The sequence below is a fragment of the Nostoc sp. FACHB-152 genome (assembly GCF_014697475.1).
GTDB lineage: Bacteria > Cyanobacteriota > Cyanobacteriia > Cyanobacteriales > Nostocaceae > Nostoc_B.
In genome coordinates this window covers 41,793-59,988 of the sequence record NZ_JACJRV010000020.1, presented here as the reverse complement: position 1 = coordinate 59,988, position 18,196 = coordinate 41,793, and the positions used below count along the sequence as shown (strand labels likewise).

Sequence of the window (18,196 nt, the reverse complement as noted above, 5' to 3'; positions counted from 1 at the left end):
GTGTTCTTCGCTTAAACTGTATAACTATTAATTTTTTTTCCAAATATGTTTGTTGAGATTCAAATCTTCAACAATGTCCAGCATCAGTTGGATACTTTCAAAATATTCTCGCATCGGGGCAAAGCTTAACATAGTTGTAAAAAGTTTAGGCTCAAAAATTTCATCTGGATAATCAATAGCTATGTATATCATGTTTTCTACAAATGACACATAAAAATTTTTCTTAGCTTTTTTTCTAAATTTAACTAACTTTGCCATTAAATTTGTAGATAAAACATATCTCGCTTCTACTTGATCATCCCCGTAAACAGTAAAGAATTTGGCAAATTCCGGATCTTCTAATTTAATGACTTTTTCTTTTCTATTGTTTAAAGCATGAAGATTTGTATTTAATAAAGTTGGTAAAACTATAGTTCTACCACTAATATTTTTATTAAACTCAGCTTGAAAAAATAATCCTTTAAATATCGTTTTTCTAGTTACTTCGTTTTTTAAAACTTCTTCTTGAAAATTTTCATAACTTATGTTTCTACCTCGCACTACTCTACTAGTTATATAAGGAATACTTTTAATTAACTTGATTAACAATAATATACAATATAATGGCAGAAAAGCTCCAAAAATCATTCTAGTTATAAACCCAGGTATCATCATGCTATGTAGCATATTTAAATGTTTAGAAAATGTCAGATACTTTACCCAATGATGCTGTAATTCTACTTCTGCACTAATTTCAGAAAAAAAGATGAGTGTTTCATTAACGTTGCCATAAATACATTCATTTTGCTGTAATTTGTTGGGTTTTAAGAGAGTTGGAAAAATCTGGCTATGAAGGAAAGCAGACATAGTATATTGATTATCTGCTTCTGAGGCATAACTAGAATAAGTCAAATTTTGATTAGTATTAATAAAATCAAAAATCTTTTGAATAATTTTGGATTTAAATCCGCTAGTATAAGTTTCTGTGGCAGAAGTATAAAAAGCTATCCAGCCCCATAAACATGATAAAAATCCTAATAAAAATAAAAATATGAGTAAATATGGTGGAGTAATTTTGGAAACAAAACAGAAAATAATATATTGTAACGGAAATAACTTGATCAGAATGCCAACAATAATAAATATAATAATACTAACAACTAGTACAGATTTTATCGTTAGTTTTCTAACTTCCTCAAACTTTTTTAAATCATCTAATAAATTATTTTGACAAAATAGTTGGAAGTCATTTAAACTTCTCATTGTCATTTTGACATTAGCAGCTTTTTCTTCTGGCTGTATGTTTTGAGATTGCGGTTGAGAAGTTGATTCTGAAGCTGTTTCTGATGATGTGTAAGTAGCCGAAGTTGGTGATAAAGTTGAAAGAAATTGTCGCGCCCAAATCTGCGTTACTTCTTGATTACTATTTGTCAGTTGTTGACAAAGTGCGATCGCTTGTTCTACTTGTTCATTTCCTTTATAAGCTTTAACCAGCCACATTTGCGCCTGTTCATAGTTTTTTACGGCTGTATCAGTTCCTTGGCAAAACTCCTCTAAGGCTTTCACAGCGTCATCATAGCGACGAAATTTTAATGCTTTACTTCCGGTTGCAAGTAATTCGGATGCTTGTTCGGATGTTAACAGTGTCCGACTGCTATCTGCTGGAGTTGCTACCGCAGATTCAGCAGGTAAAGATTTCAAAATTCGTTGCGCCCAAGCCTGAATTTGGGGATTGTCACTTTCTGCTAGTTGCTGACAGCGCAAACGCGCTTCGTGATGTTGTCCTGTCAGATTATATGCTTTGACTAAAGCTGCTTGTGCCTCAAAAAATTCCTTACATTTCTTGTCAGGAATTGTTTCGCAGATTTGACAAAAATTTTCTAAAAAACTGACTGCGTCTGAATAACGCTCTTGCTTTAGAGCTTCTAATCCTGATTGAAATAATTCTAAATCAATTAGCATAAAACTTTCCTATAAAATTTTATAAATTACACTATGGTTTATGGATTGAACAGATTTCTGACATTCACATTTTGTCTTTCTTGTGGCGATGTTTGGAATTGTACCTTTAAGCGATAGTTCATCCACGATGCAAACAAGTTAGTAGGAAACATTTCCACAGCATTGTTATATTCGGTTACGGCAGTATTATAAAATCTTCTGGCTGCTGAAATTTGTTCTTCAATTTCATTAAGTGAATACTGCAACTGAAGAAAATTTTCATTAGTTTTGAGTTCAGGATATGCTTCTATTGCTACTGTAATATTACCTAAATTTCTAGAGATTTGATTTTCTAGAGCTATTCTTGTGTTATCATTTAATCTTTCTGATATTGCTCTGGTTCTGAGTTTGGCAATCTCTGTTAAAGTGCTTTTCTCAAATTGCATATAATTTTGAGCAACCGCTACAAGATTCGGTATTAAATCCCATCTTTTTTGCAGTAACACGTCAATAGTAGCAAATGCTTGCTCAACCTGATTTTTTCTTTGAATTAATTTATTGTATAAGCCAATAATAAATCCAATTACAAAAATTATTATAAATATTGGTACTAGTGCTAGCAAAATAGTTGGCATATTGATAACTAGAAATTGAAAAAGGAAATTAACTTACGTACTTTATATTTTAGTATTAGTTAATGCTAGGCTATAACTGTAATATTAAGTAATAATCAGTTCAATATTATTAGTTAATTACGTATAAATAACGAGATACCCGACTTCTTTAATAAATTGGGTATCTCAGGCTTTTAATTTTTGCAAGTCAACAAGCAAGAGTAACTCAAACTCAAAAACATAAAAGGTAGGGTGTATCTAGGCTAAAGCGTTGCATTATAAATGTCTTGTGGAATGGGCTTCTAGCCCCTCCGTTGCGGGCAGGATGCCCACACCACAAGAGGTAATTTTATGCACTATTTTAGGTTAGATACGCCACTATTGTTGTTTAATGTTTAATTAGTTTGACCTACTTAATTGGTCAATCACTGCAAAACAAATATCACGCTTTTCAGCAATTAGCTTAATACCTGATTGTTCAAGATTTAAAAAATCTAATCCTTTTTCTTTACCAATTATGTTCCCGGACGAGTACGAATATGATCTGGCATATGATGGCGATCGCCTAATATTTCTAACAAAGGGCCATTAACGTCAAATTTCACCATACTTACCGACGCGACCAAAATATTCACCCGATAGCGATAACGTCCCAAATCAATTCCCAGTAAACTGCAAAGCATAATCCGAATCGTCGCTTTATGGGAAACTACTAAAACATTACCTTGGGGATATTTTTCTTGAATTTCAGCAATTACAGGCATAGAACGGTTAGCAATATCTACCGCAGTTTCTCCACCTAATGGTGCATTCCAAGCAGGTTCGGTCAACCATTTTATATAGTTCTCGGCGTAATTCTCTTGGGCAAACGATTTACTCTTACCTTCCCATTCGCCGTAACTACCTTCTCTCAGCCCGTCACGCAACTGCATATCCATACCGATAGCATCGCAAAATGGCTTGGCAGTTGCAATTGTTCGCTTCATCGGGCTAACATAAACAGCTTCCCACTTCAATTTTTTATAAACATCAGCAAAACTCTCTGCCATCTGTATCCCTTCTGTTGTCAACTGGGCATCAGTTTTACCGCAGAAATTACCAGTTTGACTAAAAGTAGTTTCTCCATGTCGCAGGAAATATAAATTAAGTGTCATAGCTTCTATAGCGATTGGAATAAAGGAGATTGCAAAAATAAACTACCATCAATCTCGCAGTTGAGTATGTACCCTCAGGACAAAGTAATCAACCAAAAAAGTCAATCAACGACAAACTTTTGAAATCAAAGATAAAATTAGCGGTTTCAGCTAGGGGTATCTACAAGTCTTAAATACAACATCAAAAAGTTTTCAGACATCCTCTAAAAACAGGTAATACCAAAAGATAGAAGATATCTCTGAGATAAAAATTTATTGTGATAACAAAACTTATATGTGAATAAAAAATCATGACCAAAAGTGAAATTGTGCCTCAACAAAAACCACTGATTATTGCTGGAATCATTTTAGGGCTGGGGTTAAGCGGCTTTATTGATGGTATTTTATTGCACCAAATCCTGCAATGGCATCATATGCTTAGTAGTGTTAAACCTTTAACAAACGACTCAAATATAGATTTAAACATGGCATGGGATGGTTTGTTTCATGTCTTAGACTTTGGGTTGACTGTGACAGGAATTATCCTTTTATGGCGCGCCGGTGGTCGTGAAAATGTTGATTGGTCATCCGAAACATTTTTTGGTTCTATACTTATTGGTGCTGGATTATTTGATGTAGTTGAAGGGATAATTGACCACCAAATTTTGGGTATCCATCACGTAAAATCAGGGCCGAATCAGTTAGCTTGGGATTTAGGATTTTTAGTATTTGGGGCGGTGCTTGTCCTAGTGGGCTGGTTAATGTTACAAAAGAGCAAAAAAACTTACTAGTTTCCCTATGTCCACTGATACCTTTGAAAAAACTAGCTGGAGTTGGCAGATATCTCAATTCCAGCGACAAGCCGGAGAATGGGTAGAATATCAGCTTGACCGCTTTCAAAATTCTTTATCACGCTTGTCTCCAGGATGGCAAATTAGTCCTTGGTTAGGTAATTTGCTAACCTTTTTATTTTGGCTGATAGTTGCTTTATTTGCGGCTTTTGTGATTTGGCGTTTGTGGCAAGAATTTAGTCCCTATATATATTCTTGGCTATCTAGAGGCAATAATTCTGTTGATGCTGCAAGTAAAAATCGCGCTAATGATTTATCTGTAACACTATGGTTAGAGCGATCGCAAGAATTTTATCGTCAGGGTAATTACCGCGAAGCTTGTCGTTGTCTTTACTTAGCTATCTTGCAACACTTGCATGATACTAAGCTTATACCTCACAAATTCAGCCGCACAGATGGCGAGTATTTAAAATTACTAAGTTCAACTGTCACCCCAGTACAACCTTACGAAACCTTAATTACTACCCACGAGCAATTGTGTTTTGGGAATGCTGAGATATTGCCAGAAAATTATCAGCAATGTCAGCAAGCCTATCAAGAGATTGTTGAGCGGAAAGTATAAAGTGTCAACCTTTAGCCTTTTGACCAATCACCAATGAAACGTTCAAACCGCATTGCTTGGATAGGAGCGATCGCACTTGGTGTCATCATTATACTGAGTTTAGTTGCTGCTCCTAATACTAAAATTTACACTGGCTCTACTTATAATCGGTCTGCTGACGGCTATGGTGCTTGGTATGCTTTTATGCAACAGCAGAATATTGCTATCCAGCGTTGGCAAAAGCCGCTTGAGAATTTGAAGGTAGAGAAAACTCCGATTACCTTACTGCGGGTGAGTAGCTACCCAAGAGAACCTTATTTGTTGTCTGAGGAACATGAATTTCTCAAAAAAGGCAATACTTTGGTAATTTTAGGCGTTAAAACACCTGTAACGGAAGCTACCTTTCACTCTCTGCAACAATCTACTTTTGGTAATGTCAAAATTGCCACACGGAGACGTTATAAAATTGATGAAAAGGAACAGCAGCGAGTTTCTTTAGGCGATCGCTTCGGTGCTATTGTTTGGGAAGAACAACGCGATCCAGGCAAAGTAATTTTTTCTACAACTCCTTACTTAGCCGCTAATGCCTATCAGGATAATTTAAGTAACTTCCAATATCTCGCCAGCTTAGTCAAGCAGAAAGGCAATAAATTATTTGTAGATGAATATATTCACGGTTATAAAGATGCTGATGTCAGAGAAAGTGAAGGTGAAAGCGACTTATTGAGTTATTTTGCTCAAACTCCTGTCTTACCTATGTTAATGCAAACACTAATTTTATTACTAGTGTTAATTTGGGCAAAAAATCAGCGTTTTGGCAAACCCATAGCCTTAGAAACCCAAGTTGTAGACAACAGCCAAGCATATATCCAAGCTTTAGCCACAGTCTTGCAAAAAGCCGAATCTAGCGACTTTGTTATCGAAATGGTAGGTAAAGAAGAACAACTCCAACTACAAAAAGCCTTGGGGTTAGGGACAACACCGCTAGAACGGCAAACATTACTGCAAGTTTGGCAAGAAAAAACAGGCACAAGTGCCGTAGAACTAGATGCAGTATTAAAATTAGCCACCCGCAAACAACGCATAAGTGAACGAGAACTGTTAAGCTGGTTGGCAAAATGGCGAACCTTCAAATAGAAGCGACCCTATGACTAAATTTGGGCGGGAAACAGGTAGCGTTATACATTAATAGATGTATCTCTCACACCTGACCAACTCAGGCTTGGTCTTTCGCAGCGAAGGGTTTGGAAATGTTTGCTTCCTCAGAGACTCCGATAATTGGAACAATTTTATTGATAGCTTTCGCCATTTTGGGCTGGGGCTTGTATCGCGCTAGACCTTTTGGAAAACTGGGAATCTTAGCCTGGTTGCAGTCAGTGGTTTTAATGGCTCCCTGGCTGTTATTCTTCGGTTTATTTGCCGCCGGAATTTACCTCAACATCGTTGGTATTCTGTTCTTGGTGGTAGGTTCGGCTGGTTTGTACATCTACCTCGGTAGACAACTGCGGGCTGCCGGGCAAGATGCCATTCTCAAGCAACGGGCAACCCAAAGGTTAGCGGCTAATTCTTCACAGGAAGGCGATGCTGCACAACAACCAGCAGTCGGTGAACTGAAAATTGAAGTTCTATCAATTCCTGAAGCAGACTTAAACGCCATTAAAGGCATTTTCGGTCTTGATACCTTTTTCGCCACAGAAACGATCGCCTACCAAGAAGGAGCTATCTTTAAAGGTAATCTGCGCGGCGAACCCCAAGAAGTTCACAACCGCCTCAGCACCAGCTTAAGGGAACGTCTGGGTGAGCAATATCGCCTATTTTTGGTCGAAAACACAGACGGTAAACCTGTGGTGATTGTACTGCCTAGCCGTAACGATCCCCAACCGACAACAGTAGCGCAAAAAGCCTTTGCTGGTATATTGCTAATTGCAACTGTCGCCACCTGTTTAGAAACAGCAGGTTTACTGTTGAACTTTGATTTATTTGCTACCCCAGAACGGTTAACCCAAGCTTTACCCATCGGACTGGGCATATTTGCAGTTTTAGTAGCACACGAAATTGGTCACTGGATACTAGCGCGTCGTTATCAAGTGCGCCTTAGCTGGCCTTTCTTTTTACCAGCTGTGCAAATTGGCTCTTTTGGTTCAATTACCCGTTTTGAATCTCTTTTACCCAACCGCACAGCACTGTTTGATATTGCTTTGGCAGGCCCAGCCGCCGGGGGTATCGTCTCTTTAATCATGTTGATTGTTGGGTTATTGCTTTCTCACCCAGGTAGTTTATTTCAATTGCCAAATCAGTTCTTCCAAGGCTCAATTTTAGTAGGTAGCTTGGCGCGAGTTATCCTTGGTTCAGCTTTACAATCATCTTTAGTAAGCGTCCATCCTTTAGTCATCATTGGTTGGCTGGGTTTGGTAATTACCGCTTTAAACCTAATGCCAGCTGGTTCTCTAGATGGCGGGCGCGTAGTTCAAGCGATTTATGGTCGCAAAACTGCTGGAAGAGCAACAGTAGCAACTTTAATTTTGCTGGCGTTAGTTTCACTCGGTAATTCTATGGCCATGTACTGGGCAATTGTGATTCTGTTTTTACAACGGGATTTAGAACGCCCCAGCTTAAATGAAATCAGCGAACCCGATGATGCTAGAGCCGCTTTAGGTCTTTTGGCTTTATTCTTGATGATTGCAACTCTCCTACCTTTAACTCCTGGCCTAGCTGGGCGTTTAGGTATTGGCGGATAATTATGAAGTGTGAAGTCTGAATAATCTTGAACAGATTAATTGTAGTGGCGTGACTCAACTAATTAATTAGCCCACGCCACTATTACCACAAACACTCCGCGTTTAACTGAACTTTATTAGGTTATGGGTTACAGGTTACAGTGATTTGATGTTGGTTTACGGCGCAAATAGATTTAGCATATTGCTGTCAACATCTCTCATGCGCCTCCACCCAACCTACTAGTATTTTTTCAGACTTCAGACTTCATTAAGGTTTCCAACCAGCTAACAAATTAGGATAACTTGCTGGTGTGGGGAATATGTTCTTTAAGCCAGCTTGACGCATTGAGGTTGGTTCTTTGCTCAAGTTCCACAGACTTTCATAGAAAAAGAAAGAGACACCAGCAAAGTTGCGATCGCGTACTTTCTGCACCTGGGTTTGAATTTGAGCGATCGGAATAGATTTATTCTTCAATCCAGTTATAATCCCAATACTCACCGGAATATGACTGCGTGCAACCTTGACTTCGGGATACTCTAATTCGCTAACAAACACATTCAAATCATCTCGATATATCTGCAACACTAATTCTTCAATCAGTCCCATGCGTTCCCATTTCTGCCAGTCAGCTAAAAAGAATTCGTAAGAAAAACGCTGGGGATTCGGTGCAACGGAAACTAGACAGTTCTTGTTCGTGGTTTTAATCGCTGTGAATACCCGCTTCATAAAGTCAGTGATTTTATTCGCCCGCCAACTCACCCATTCGGGATCTTTAGGATTTTTTGATGGGGCTTTACCACGGTGTTCTTTTTTATAAAGTGCTACTGTATAGGCATCGTAGCCTAATTCAGAAGGTAAACCGAAATGGTCATCAAATTGAATACCATCAATATCATAGTTGCGGACGATTTCAACGATTAAATCTTGAATAAATTTCTGTACGTCTGGGTGGAAAGGATTTAACCAAACCCGATTATGTATACCTTCCTTAACAATTTTTGTGCCATTGCTGCGACTTGTCAGCCATTGGGGACGATTTTTGGCTAATAAGGAATCAGCAGGAGCCATAAAACCAAATTCAAACCAGGGAATTACAGTTAACCCTTGTTTGTGTCCTTCATCGACAATTTCTTTGAGCATATCGCGCTTTTGCAACCCTGGTGTGGGATCAAGCGATCGCCCAATGACTTTAGCTGCTACTTTGCTGGGATATAATGTATAACCCCAATTCCACACCGCCGGATAAACGGTATTAAAGTTTAATTCATCCAGTCGTTGCAAGGCATTCTTGAGACGGTTGCGTTCAAATAAAACATCACTGTCAATATTTGTTAACCATACTCCTCTTAATTCTGACGCAGGCGATCGCCCAATAGTAGTTTGTGCTGTTAACGGAAATGAAAGCATAACTGGGGCAATCATACTGAGGATTATTATGACCGCAAATAGTGCTTTCTTTCTACGTTGATGAGTATTCCACCACAGTAACTCAACACACCACTTGACAAGTTTTTTCATATTTGGTTACAGGCAAAAGAAGACATGGAAAAATGACTAGTATATCTGGACAGAAGTTGCTTTTGGTCTACTATGCCAAAATCAGCTTTCCATCCTGAGTCTGCTTTGCCTCTAATTTGCAAATATTATTGTAAATTAGATTACACTTCACTTATCTATCAATATTTGTATATATTGGCATATCTTGCACATTTAGCATTATGCTATGTATTACCAGAAAAAATTTTTTCAACTATCAGTCTGCTATTTTTAAATATAAATTTATAAGTAATATTACTACAAATAATTGCTATCTTTATAACTCAGTGTGAGGCGAACAATGAATAGTGTAAATACTTCGCAAAATACTCTGACTAACAGTTTAACTACCGCCCAGAGGCTAGTAAGGGCTATTAAAGTTGCATCTGGGGAGTTTTCTTTGATATTAGCCTGTTGTGATTCTGTTACTAAACAGCAGGAGATCCTGAAGTTATTAAAAGAATTTTCAACGGTAGCGATCCAAGCAATTAAATTATCGCCTACAGATGAGACACTTTATACAACCATCACAAATAGTATCAGTGTTTGCCATCCTGAAGGATTGATAGTGTATGGTTTAGAGTCAGTAGTAGCAATAAATCAACTACTGATTAGCACCAATCTCATGCGAGATGAGTTTCGGAAAAATCTTCACTTTCCTTTGGTGTTGTGGGTAAATAATGAAATTCTGTGTAAATTAGTTTGGTTAGCACCCGACTTCAAAAACTGGGCATCCACAACCATACGGGTTGCTGTTCCTGAAGATACATTAATACAAAATCAATGCCCCAATAGCTTAACAAAATTTAATACTTATAGTAAATAGTTATTTTTAAACCTAGTCAGACGACGATTAGACTTGCGATCGCTATATATAGTTCCGTACAAAATTGTGGTAAAAATTTAGAAACACCAATCTGTAGCACAGCGTCTATGGAAATATCTGCCTGCAAAGACAGATACTTTAAAAATACCAACAAAGTATAGCTTTAGGGCTATATATTTTTTTGGCTATTAATGACTAAATATCGGTCTTTAATACCTTAAATATTTACTCACCAAGGCATCTTATTTTAGTAAATTTATGCTGAAAACTTATCATATTACTAATCAAGCCCGAATCTTTACAGCTTTAATTTTGACAGGCATTTTGTCTGTTGGTAGTGGTTTAACACTCATCAAAAGTGCCACAGCTAACCCAGCCAACTTGTCACCAGCTATCACTAATGAAGTTAACACAGCTAAAGCTGAACTAAATAGTTTACCGTCAACCGTCGCTAACGCAGTGCTAAGAGATTTAACCAACAGAACCGGAATAGCTAGCAGAGATCTGCAAATTGTTAGTTCTAGTGAAAAAACTTGGAGTAATGGTTGTTTAGATCTGCCACAACCAGGTGAATTATGCACCCAAGCCTTAGTTCCTGGTTGGCTAGTTGTGGTATCTAATGGCACACAACAATGGACTTATCATACCAATAAAAATGGTAGTTCCTTACGTTTAGCGGCTAATACAAATAATCAATTACCACAAGCAGTTAGGAATGCGGTTTTACAAGAGGCGCAAGCAATATCAGGATTACCAGCGCAATCTTTGAGAATCATAGTTTTTCAAGCAACAGATTGGGCAGATGGTTGCGATCGCCCAACATTTCCCAACCCTTGCGATCCTATTCTCCTCTCTGGTTGGCAAGTAACTGTAGGTGCTGGAAATCAACATTGGGTGTTCTTGGCTGATAACAGTGGTTCACGCATCAAGCTGGTTAGAAATGAAGTCTAAAGTCTATGCTTGAATCAGCCACTTCATCCGAATAAATCAAGGTAAATCTAGCAAGGCGTTAACCTTGCTACTTTTTCATAGAGTCCAATCAATTCCAAATCAATTAGTTCCCAATTAGTGATACACCACTGTTAACAAATATGTGGTGATTTTTTTTGACAATTAAAAAAATTTATCTTATGGCAATAGCCAAGGTAGTTAGGACATCAGTAAATCATAAAACTGAGACAGCAAAAGACTTTTAACTCTGACACCTGTCCTCTATCTCTTGTTACCTGTTATAACTTTCATTACAAATTTTTGCACGAGTAAAAAATAAGTGCATCTGCCATAAGAGCCAAGAATCAACCCGCCAAGCAGCCATTGATCGAGGTTCCACAGATGAATTTAGAGAAATATCGAAAGTATCTTGGTCATAGTGTAACCATTTGACAGGTAAGTGTCCCATCGGTGTTGTTGGAGATAATTTAAAAGTTATGTGGTCGTAATTTAACCATTTTCCCTGTTTTCGCCAACCAAGGCGATCGCCAAATTTCTTTTGAGTTTCATAATCTACTTGACCGCCAATTTCATCCCAAATGCTTTGCTGCACAATAAAACCAAAATAGCCATGACTATAGTGTTGCCAAAGGCGATCAATTTTATCCAAAGCTTGACAAGAAAAGTTAAGAATATCTTCCTTATAAACTTCGTTCCAATAATTCTTACCCATGACTTGTAGCATTAATTTAGCTGTTTCAATATCAGCTTCTCGCCATTTGTAATCTGCAAGTAAATTTTGCAATTTACTATAATCAATGTGCCAGTTACTTTCGGAGTATTGGGTAAATTCAATATCCGTATTAGGTGATACTACTAATTCTGTTTCTTCAGGTTGAAAATTGAGAAGTACAAAGTCTGTTTCTACTATCCCTAACACTTTTTTTTGAGCAATTAGTTGAGTAGACATATAATTAGATATTAGGCTAATTGTTTGATTTACATTGATTTCATTATGGCTAAAATCAAAATCATAAACTTGCCTATCTAATAATTGTGTCTGAAAAAAAGCATCTTCTAACCTATCTTTTTTCTCATAGCTTGCAACTAATAAATTAAATAAGTTATGAGAAATTGAATTATTGTCTTGGATAGTTAATAAATTTGATTGAGGATTTAAATCAGTACTAGCTAAGTGTTGGATTTCTCCTACAGTTGCGTAAAAACTTGCATCTATTTTGACTACCTCATCTATTAAAGATTGAAACGGACTAAAATAATCTTGGAGATAATTTTCTAAATTAATCGCTTTTTCAGCTATTTTGGCAATTTCTCGCCGAATTTTAGTCGCTCTGATTTGATATTCATAAATTTCTTGATACACCTCTATATCTTTGACTATTTGCTGAATAGCTTGCTTTTGATTTTTAGTATCTTCTGCTAAGTTTTTGATTCCTTCACTAAGCAATCTTACCTTTTCTAATATTAAAAGGTTCGTATTACTTAATAATAGAATTGATTTTAAGTTTTCTTCTTTTTCTAGATTTAGCCTTTCAATAACTTGAGAATTATCAATATTTTTTAACTCTAATTTGTTTCTTTCTTCATTAATTTTTTTAATTTCAATATATTTTTGATTAAACAAATTTTTCCAGTCATCTATAAATTTTAACAAAAATTCTTGATAACTATCTTTATAATTTTCAACAAAATCAAGAAGTTGGGTATAATCTTTAATTAGTAATTTAACTTCTGCAAAAATCTCTCTTTGACTAATTTCTTGTTTTCGTTTAATTATTCCCCAAACATAAGAATGAGACTTATTACCATTTTTAATTAAAATTTGACATTTTTGAATTTTTTTTTGAATTTTTTTTAAGCTTGGGTTTTTTATCAGAGGAAATTTATATTTTTTTTCATAAATTGTAATTGAAGCATAAGTAATTAGTTGTTGCTTTCTAGCTAACATCACTGATTCTAAAATATATTAAGTAGCTGCTAAATTTTGATTCATTTCCACACTAGAATATTTTTGTCATAGATTAAAGTCAAACTACTCTTGTTAATTCAGATAAATTTACTTTACGGTATGGCTAGGCTTAATCTATTATCCATTTCAATACCTTTGGGTCTTTGTTATAGCGGTATGTAACGTTATTGTTTGTAGTGATCGGTTTTCCTTGACTTGCTTTGGTTCTAATAGTAGCAAGGGAATAGTCGGTTAAGTTTTTAATCTCTTGATGAGACAATCCTACAATTTCAGTTATTACTACTGAAGATATTGGTTCTATTTTGCATTCCTTTCGAGGTGCAATATCTATTGTGATTTGCTCTTTTTTTACTGATTTAATAGCAAGTCCTTTTTGTAGTTGGTAATCTTCTATAGAGACAAGCTGCCAACTAGATGTTTGTGAAAGTTCTAATACCCATTGATGATAGTTAAATAAGCTTTCTCTGTGACCCACACTGATAAAAGTTGTTTTATTTTCTTGTAATTGTTGGTATAAATTACCTTCGTTATTTAAATCTAAAGCACTCGTTGCTTCATCTAAGATAGTGAAACTAGGATGCGTAATTAATAGCCGTGCAAAAGCGAGGCGTTGTTGTTCTCCTAAAGACAATATATTTTCCCAAGGAACTTCCGTATCAAAACCATTTACACGAGTCAGTAAGTGTTGCAGATTAACTTGTTGCAAAATCTGTTCGAGTTCTTTGTCGCTCATTTTTCGGTCAGTATGCGGATAAAGCAACTGTTCGCGTAAAGTACCCAAAATGATGTAAGGGCGTTGAGGTAAGAATAAGACATCTTTGAGGGGAGGACGCACCAGACGACCAGTTCCCGCATTCCACAAACCGGCGATCGCTCTTAATAAAGAACTTTTACCCCTACCGCTAGGGCCAACAATCAATAACCCTGCCCCTGGTTGAACAGTCAGCGTTAAATTTTCAACAATTACCTGCTCATAGTTCGGCGTTTTTAAGGTGACATCCTCAAAAGCCAAACGGTTCTCTTCTACTACTTTGATAGTATTGACCTTTTCTGGTTCTTGACTAACAGCTTCTAAAGTATCTGAAAACTGGGCAAAACGCTTTACATAACTAGAAAATCGTCCAGAAACCCCAAATTCGCCTATTAGCTCTCCCAGAGCATTAGAGAACATAAAGCAAGCAAAACTAATTTGGTTAATTTCTCCATAGTCAATTTTATCTTGAAGAAATAAAGGTGTCAGAATAAACATCGAAAATACACCAATAGCAGACTGATATGCTCTGCCAAAAGCGTCTTGTCCTCTCTCCAAACTCAGCCTACGTTCAGCAGTTTCTATAACATTATTAAATCGACGCTGAATTATATTTAATTCTTCTTTCTCTCCGTGAAAAAAAGCAATTGATTCAGCGTGATTGCGAACATGAGTTAGGCAATAAGCAAAGTCAGCTTTAAAAGCAAGTTCTTCTTGATTAACTTTAGATATTACTTGATTTAAAGAGATCGCTATTAAATTACCAATAATTGTATAAATAATTAAATAAAAGGCAATTTCTGGGTAAACTGTCCAGACAATTAACAAAGCACTACCTATTTCCAAAACTTTTTCTAAAAAAGTAGTTGAAAATCTCACAGCATTACTAGTAATAGGTTCTATTTCTTGAGCTAGACGTTGATCTGGATTATCTACATCAGATTTAAAATTGATTTTGTAATAAGCTTGATTGCTAAGATATTTATCTAAAATATAATTATTTAACCATTTATACCAGTCAAGAATAATTTTTTTTCTGATATATCGCAAGGAAGTTACTAAAAGAACCATCCCTACAACAATCAGGCTTGATAGCCATAAAGTACTTTCATATTTTTCAATGTTTCTTTCTTCAATAACAAGATCAACTACATAGCGATTCCAATAGCTATTTGCAGCATTTCCTCCTACTATTCCAAATATTAATAATAATAGAAGAATCAGCATCCCCCATGAACGAATCACATCTACAAATGCTCTTCCTTCTGCTTTTGTCGGATACCAATAAGGCCCGGCAACTACTTTCACATCATCCCAAAATTGAATTAAGGTAGAAAAAGGATTTGTTGTGTTTTGCTCTCGCACAGATGGAGTTTGCATATTCTCAAGATGTAGCCGTTAATAATTTCACTAGTAATTTTGAAATAGCCTTTGAGAATTTAAGTTAGACTCAGAGGCTATTTTTATTTTCAGCGAATGCCTAAAAATTTTTATGATGTTGTATTTGAGACTTATAAACCCCTCTCTAGCTACCTTAAAAAAGGGGGCTAGAGAGGCTCAAATCAAATGTATTAGATTACTGGTTCCTCATCAACGATTTCGATTGTTTTAGGAGTAGGGCCTTCATCAGACTCAGTAACGACGATTGGGCTAATGTGATGTTTCAGTTTGAGTTTTAGCTCATCTGTAATAGGTAACTCTTTAATTTCTTTGAGCAAAAATCTCACAGATTCAGTTTTGCTACGTTCTGTATAGATGAGCTTGAGAACGTTTTCAATTCCAAATGCTGTTATATATTCTGCTAGAATGCCTACCAGTCCAAGCAAGCCTAAACCTCCCAAAAGCCCCAAAGGCCCACCCAGTGATGACAGCATTGCGACAACAGCAGCAACACTACCGCCTGATGTAGCTGTTGCTATCACAAAAAGTATCCCAGGAAGACCTAAACCAGCAATTTTTTTGACGAGTTCATCCATTGTACTTACCTACAATCTTTATAAGGTGAAAACATGACTAATTTCTTTTTTGAAGAAATTAAAAATCTTACTTCTTGCACCTAGCGTTGGCGAGTGTAAAATGTATGCCAGTTGCCTGGTGCAAGATATAAGAAATCTGAATTTAACCCACCAGAAGACTACACAATTCATCAATTTGTTGACTTTTTTCAGAAATCAGTCTATGGGCTATAGCTTGTAGCTGGCGAGTATTTTGTAGTTTAATATTATCTATTTTCTCTAGCTCTCCATCTAAGAATGTTTGAAAGCGATAATAAAAACTTTTAGCTTCTTGCTCGCTAGGCTCAAACAATAGTTCTAATTCTCCAGATACCACTTCACTACCACCATCAAACACAATATTTAAAAGTGGTCTTCCCCATTGCAAAAGTCCCCAATTTTTGACTTCATTATAAGGATAAGCACTCGTCAGCGAACCTGTCCCTAAAGATACTAATAAAATATCTTCTGTATTGAGAGCTTTTTCTGCTTTTCGCTTACTAGCAATTTGTGCTTCTAAAACTGCTAAGTGGGCTGGATTATTAGCAAATACTCCACCATCAATTAAAGTATAAACTATGGCACTATTTTCCGAATTTATAATACGATGGGGAGCAAAATAGGTCGGGGTAGCACTAGTTGCCAATGCTGCATCTAGAAGCGAAACGCCCCCACATAAATGACGAAAACTTTTAGATTCTCTCTCTTGTTTTTCCAGTTTGTTTGTTAAAAATACTGGAATTCGTTGCTCGATATCGTAACTAGTTACAAAAACGTCTTTGAGATTATTTTCTAGAAAGGCACTACCAAAATATTGCCTTAAAATTTCTTCCTTACCATCAGAAGAATATTTTGGCTGAAGAAATATATCTTCTATTGGCCCAAGTAATCTTTCAATCAATGGTTCATAAAATATTTCTACCCCGTACTCAATAAATAGTTGTACCAGATCCTCAGCAGTGTATTGGGCTAGTGGCAAGTCATCAGATGATCCTAACTGGGGTTTAGTTAGTCCAAGTGCTAAAATTCCGCCACTTGAAGTGCCAGCAATTAAATCAAACAAACTAAATATAGGCTTTTGTGTTCGCCTTTCGATTTCCGCTAAGAGGAATGCAGGAATAATGCCCCGAATACCACCTCCATCAATGGTCAGTATTTTATATTTGGGATGGGCTTTTGTATTCATACTTTCTGGCGATTCCTCCTGAGTGAATGTTTGTACTTGTGGGATATTTTCAGGAACTTCGGTTTCGTCTTCATGTGGCTGGAGACTTACTAAGGTGGGAATAATCTCGGATTCTTCTTTGTTTGCTTCTGTCTGCTGAATTTCCGGCGATTGGTTTTCTTCTTCACTGACTATTGATACTGTTGCTGCTAATAAATTTGTAGTTAGAGTGGCAAGATTTTCTTCGGGAGTAACTTCTGTTTCAATTTGAATCTGTTCTTGAGTTTCTTCTTGATTAGATAATGGTGCTGCAAACGGAACTGGACTTGGTGATTGTGTAGCAAAGGGAATTTCTGCTAAATCCCAACTAGGATTCCCACGAAAATTACCTTGATAAGACTTTCCTACTTTGTTTGTGACAGTTGTTCCTTCTCCGTCATCTAATTTCCAATAGGCTACTAATCCTTCTTCATCGCCAACTATTAGTCCACAACGATGAATCTGGAGTTGTTCATGAGTACAAGGATAATTCCAAACGCTAATGTTTGCTAATTGCCCATTGAAATAAACTTGTTTGTGTAAAGTTGCGCCCAGAGTTACAGAACTTGTTGCTTTGTTTAAAGATGTCCCTCTCAGAGAATCGTTATATTTATTATCATCAAGATATATGGTTACTTGACCACTATTAAAAATAATGGCAAAAAAGTGCCATTGTCCTATAGTTAATTCTCCTTGACCAAAAGTTTTGCTATTTTTACTAACAGTTTCATCAATAAAAACATCTAAGCTTCCTGTTTCACTAATACCAAACTCAAAATTATCGCTGTATCGCTCTGATGAACGAGCAAAGAATACATTGCGTGTGCCGTAACTAGTAGATTTATTTGTTAGTTGGTGAGGTTTTATCCATCCTGAAACTGTAAAGGCGGCACTCCCTTCGGCAAAAACACCGCTAATATCTTTTCTGCCAAAATCTATATAATCATCCACACCATCAAATGTTAAAACTGTTTGTGCATTTATTATGTCTGTCACAAGATTTTAATCTCCAAATATAAATAATTATTAGTTTAAAAAATCAGGTATAGGAATCCGGTTTGATTACTGAATATACTTTTGTAGTCAGGCAACAGGCGAAACAAAAACAGATAACAATGTACTGATTTTTCAATCAAATACTAATCCTATATTAAATAACAATCTATTAAAAGAAACACGGCTGACCTT

14 protein-coding genes are annotated in these 18,196 nt (G+C 36.3%); 6 read left to right on the top strand and 8 right to left on the bottom strand.

What is annotated here, in order from left to right:
* Positions 1-27 precede the first annotated feature (27 nt).
* The 3 genes from H6G76_RS16515 to H6G76_RS16505 form a co-directional block, all read right to left on the bottom strand.
* Positions 28-1,941 carry a DUF3137 domain-containing protein gene (locus tag H6G76_RS16515; RefSeq protein ID WP_190702571.1) on the bottom strand — a complete coding sequence of 638 codons (1,914 nt, stop codon included), beginning with the start codon at positions 1,939-1,941 and terminating at the stop codon, positions 28-30.
* Between the two features lie 38 nt (positions 1,942-1,979).
* Entirely contained in the window at positions 1,980-2,555 is a 576-nt protein-coding gene (locus tag H6G76_RS16510; protein ID WP_190702568.1) for a LemA family protein, read from the bottom strand.
* A gap of 494 nt (positions 2,556-3,049) precedes the next feature.
* Complete coding sequence (locus tag H6G76_RS16505; RefSeq protein ID WP_190702565.1) at positions 3,050-3,688, bottom strand: histidine phosphatase family protein; 639 nt, start codon at positions 3,686-3,688, stop codon at positions 3,050-3,052.
* Positions 3,689-3,978: 290 nt separating this feature from the next.
* Between H6G76_RS16505 and H6G76_RS16500 the strand changes: the two genes are divergently transcribed.
* The 4 genes from H6G76_RS16500 (at position 3,979) to H6G76_RS16485 (ending at position 7,797) form a co-directional block, all read left to right on the top strand.
* A complete protein-coding gene (locus H6G76_RS16500) occupies positions 3,979-4,458 on the top strand; it encodes a DUF2243 domain-containing protein (RefSeq protein WP_190702562.1) in 480 nt (159 codons plus the stop codon).
* A gap of 7 nt (positions 4,459-4,465) precedes the next feature.
* Entirely contained in the window at positions 4,466-5,080 is a 615-nt protein-coding gene (locus tag H6G76_RS16495) for a DUF4129 domain-containing protein (RefSeq protein ID WP_190702559.1), read from the top strand.
* 33 nt (positions 5,081-5,113) lie between these two features.
* The gene (locus H6G76_RS16490; protein ID WP_190702556.1) at positions 5,114-6,196 is read left to right on the top strand and encodes a DUF4350 domain-containing protein; all 1,083 of its coding nucleotides are present in this window, start codon (positions 5,114-5,116) and stop codon (positions 6,194-6,196) included.
* Between the two features lie 113 nt (positions 6,197-6,309).
* The gene (locus tag H6G76_RS16485) at positions 6,310-7,797 is read left to right on the top strand and encodes a site-2 protease family protein (RefSeq protein WP_190702554.1); all 1,488 of its coding nucleotides are present in this window, start codon (positions 6,310-6,312) and stop codon (positions 7,795-7,797) included.
* 247 nt (positions 7,798-8,044) lie between these two features.
* Here the strand turns inward: H6G76_RS16485 and H6G76_RS16480 are convergent, their stop codons facing one another.
* Positions 8,045-9,295: a glycoside hydrolase family 10 protein gene (locus tag H6G76_RS16480; protein WP_190702551.1), complete on the bottom strand. Its 1,251-nt coding sequence runs from the start codon at positions 9,293-9,295 to the stop codon at positions 8,045-8,047.
* A 319-nt stretch (positions 9,296-9,614) separates the two neighbouring features.
* Here H6G76_RS16480 and H6G76_RS16475 point away from each other — a divergent pair, with 319 nt between their 5' ends.
* Both H6G76_RS16475 and H6G76_RS16470 read left to right on the top strand, forming a co-directional pair.
* Positions 9,615-10,139, top strand: coding sequence for a hypothetical protein (locus tag H6G76_RS16475; RefSeq protein WP_190702546.1), 525 nt, complete (start codon positions 9,615-9,617; stop codon positions 10,137-10,139).
* A 258-nt stretch (positions 10,140-10,397) separates the two neighbouring features.
* On the top strand, positions 10,398-11,090 hold the full coding sequence (locus tag H6G76_RS16470; protein ID WP_190702544.1) for a hypothetical protein: 693 nt from the start codon (positions 10,398-10,400) through the stop codon (positions 11,088-11,090).
* A gap of 271 nt (positions 11,091-11,361) precedes the next feature.
* On the opposite strand, the gene H6G76_RS16465 is transcribed toward H6G76_RS16470, so the two are convergent.
* The 4 genes from H6G76_RS16465 to H6G76_RS16450 form a co-directional block, all read right to left on the bottom strand.
* Entirely contained in the window at positions 11,362-13,038 is a 1,677-nt protein-coding gene (locus H6G76_RS16465; protein WP_190702541.1) for a GUN4 domain-containing protein, read from the bottom strand.
* A gap of 130 nt (positions 13,039-13,168) precedes the next feature.
* Positions 13,169-15,190 (bottom strand): ABC transporter ATP-binding protein/permease, encoded by a 2,022-nt coding sequence (locus H6G76_RS16460; RefSeq protein WP_190702536.1) that lies wholly within the window; start codon positions 15,188-15,190, stop codon positions 13,169-13,171.
* 191 nt (positions 15,191-15,381) lie between these two features.
* Positions 15,382-15,786, bottom strand: coding sequence for a hypothetical protein (locus H6G76_RS16455; RefSeq protein WP_190702534.1), 405 nt, complete (start codon positions 15,784-15,786; stop codon positions 15,382-15,384).
* A 142-nt stretch (positions 15,787-15,928) separates the two neighbouring features.
* Entirely contained in the window at positions 15,929-18,004 is a 2,076-nt protein-coding gene (locus tag H6G76_RS16450; RefSeq protein ID WP_190702531.1) for a patatin-like phospholipase family protein, read from the bottom strand.
* Positions 18,005-18,196: the final 192 nt, after the last annotated feature.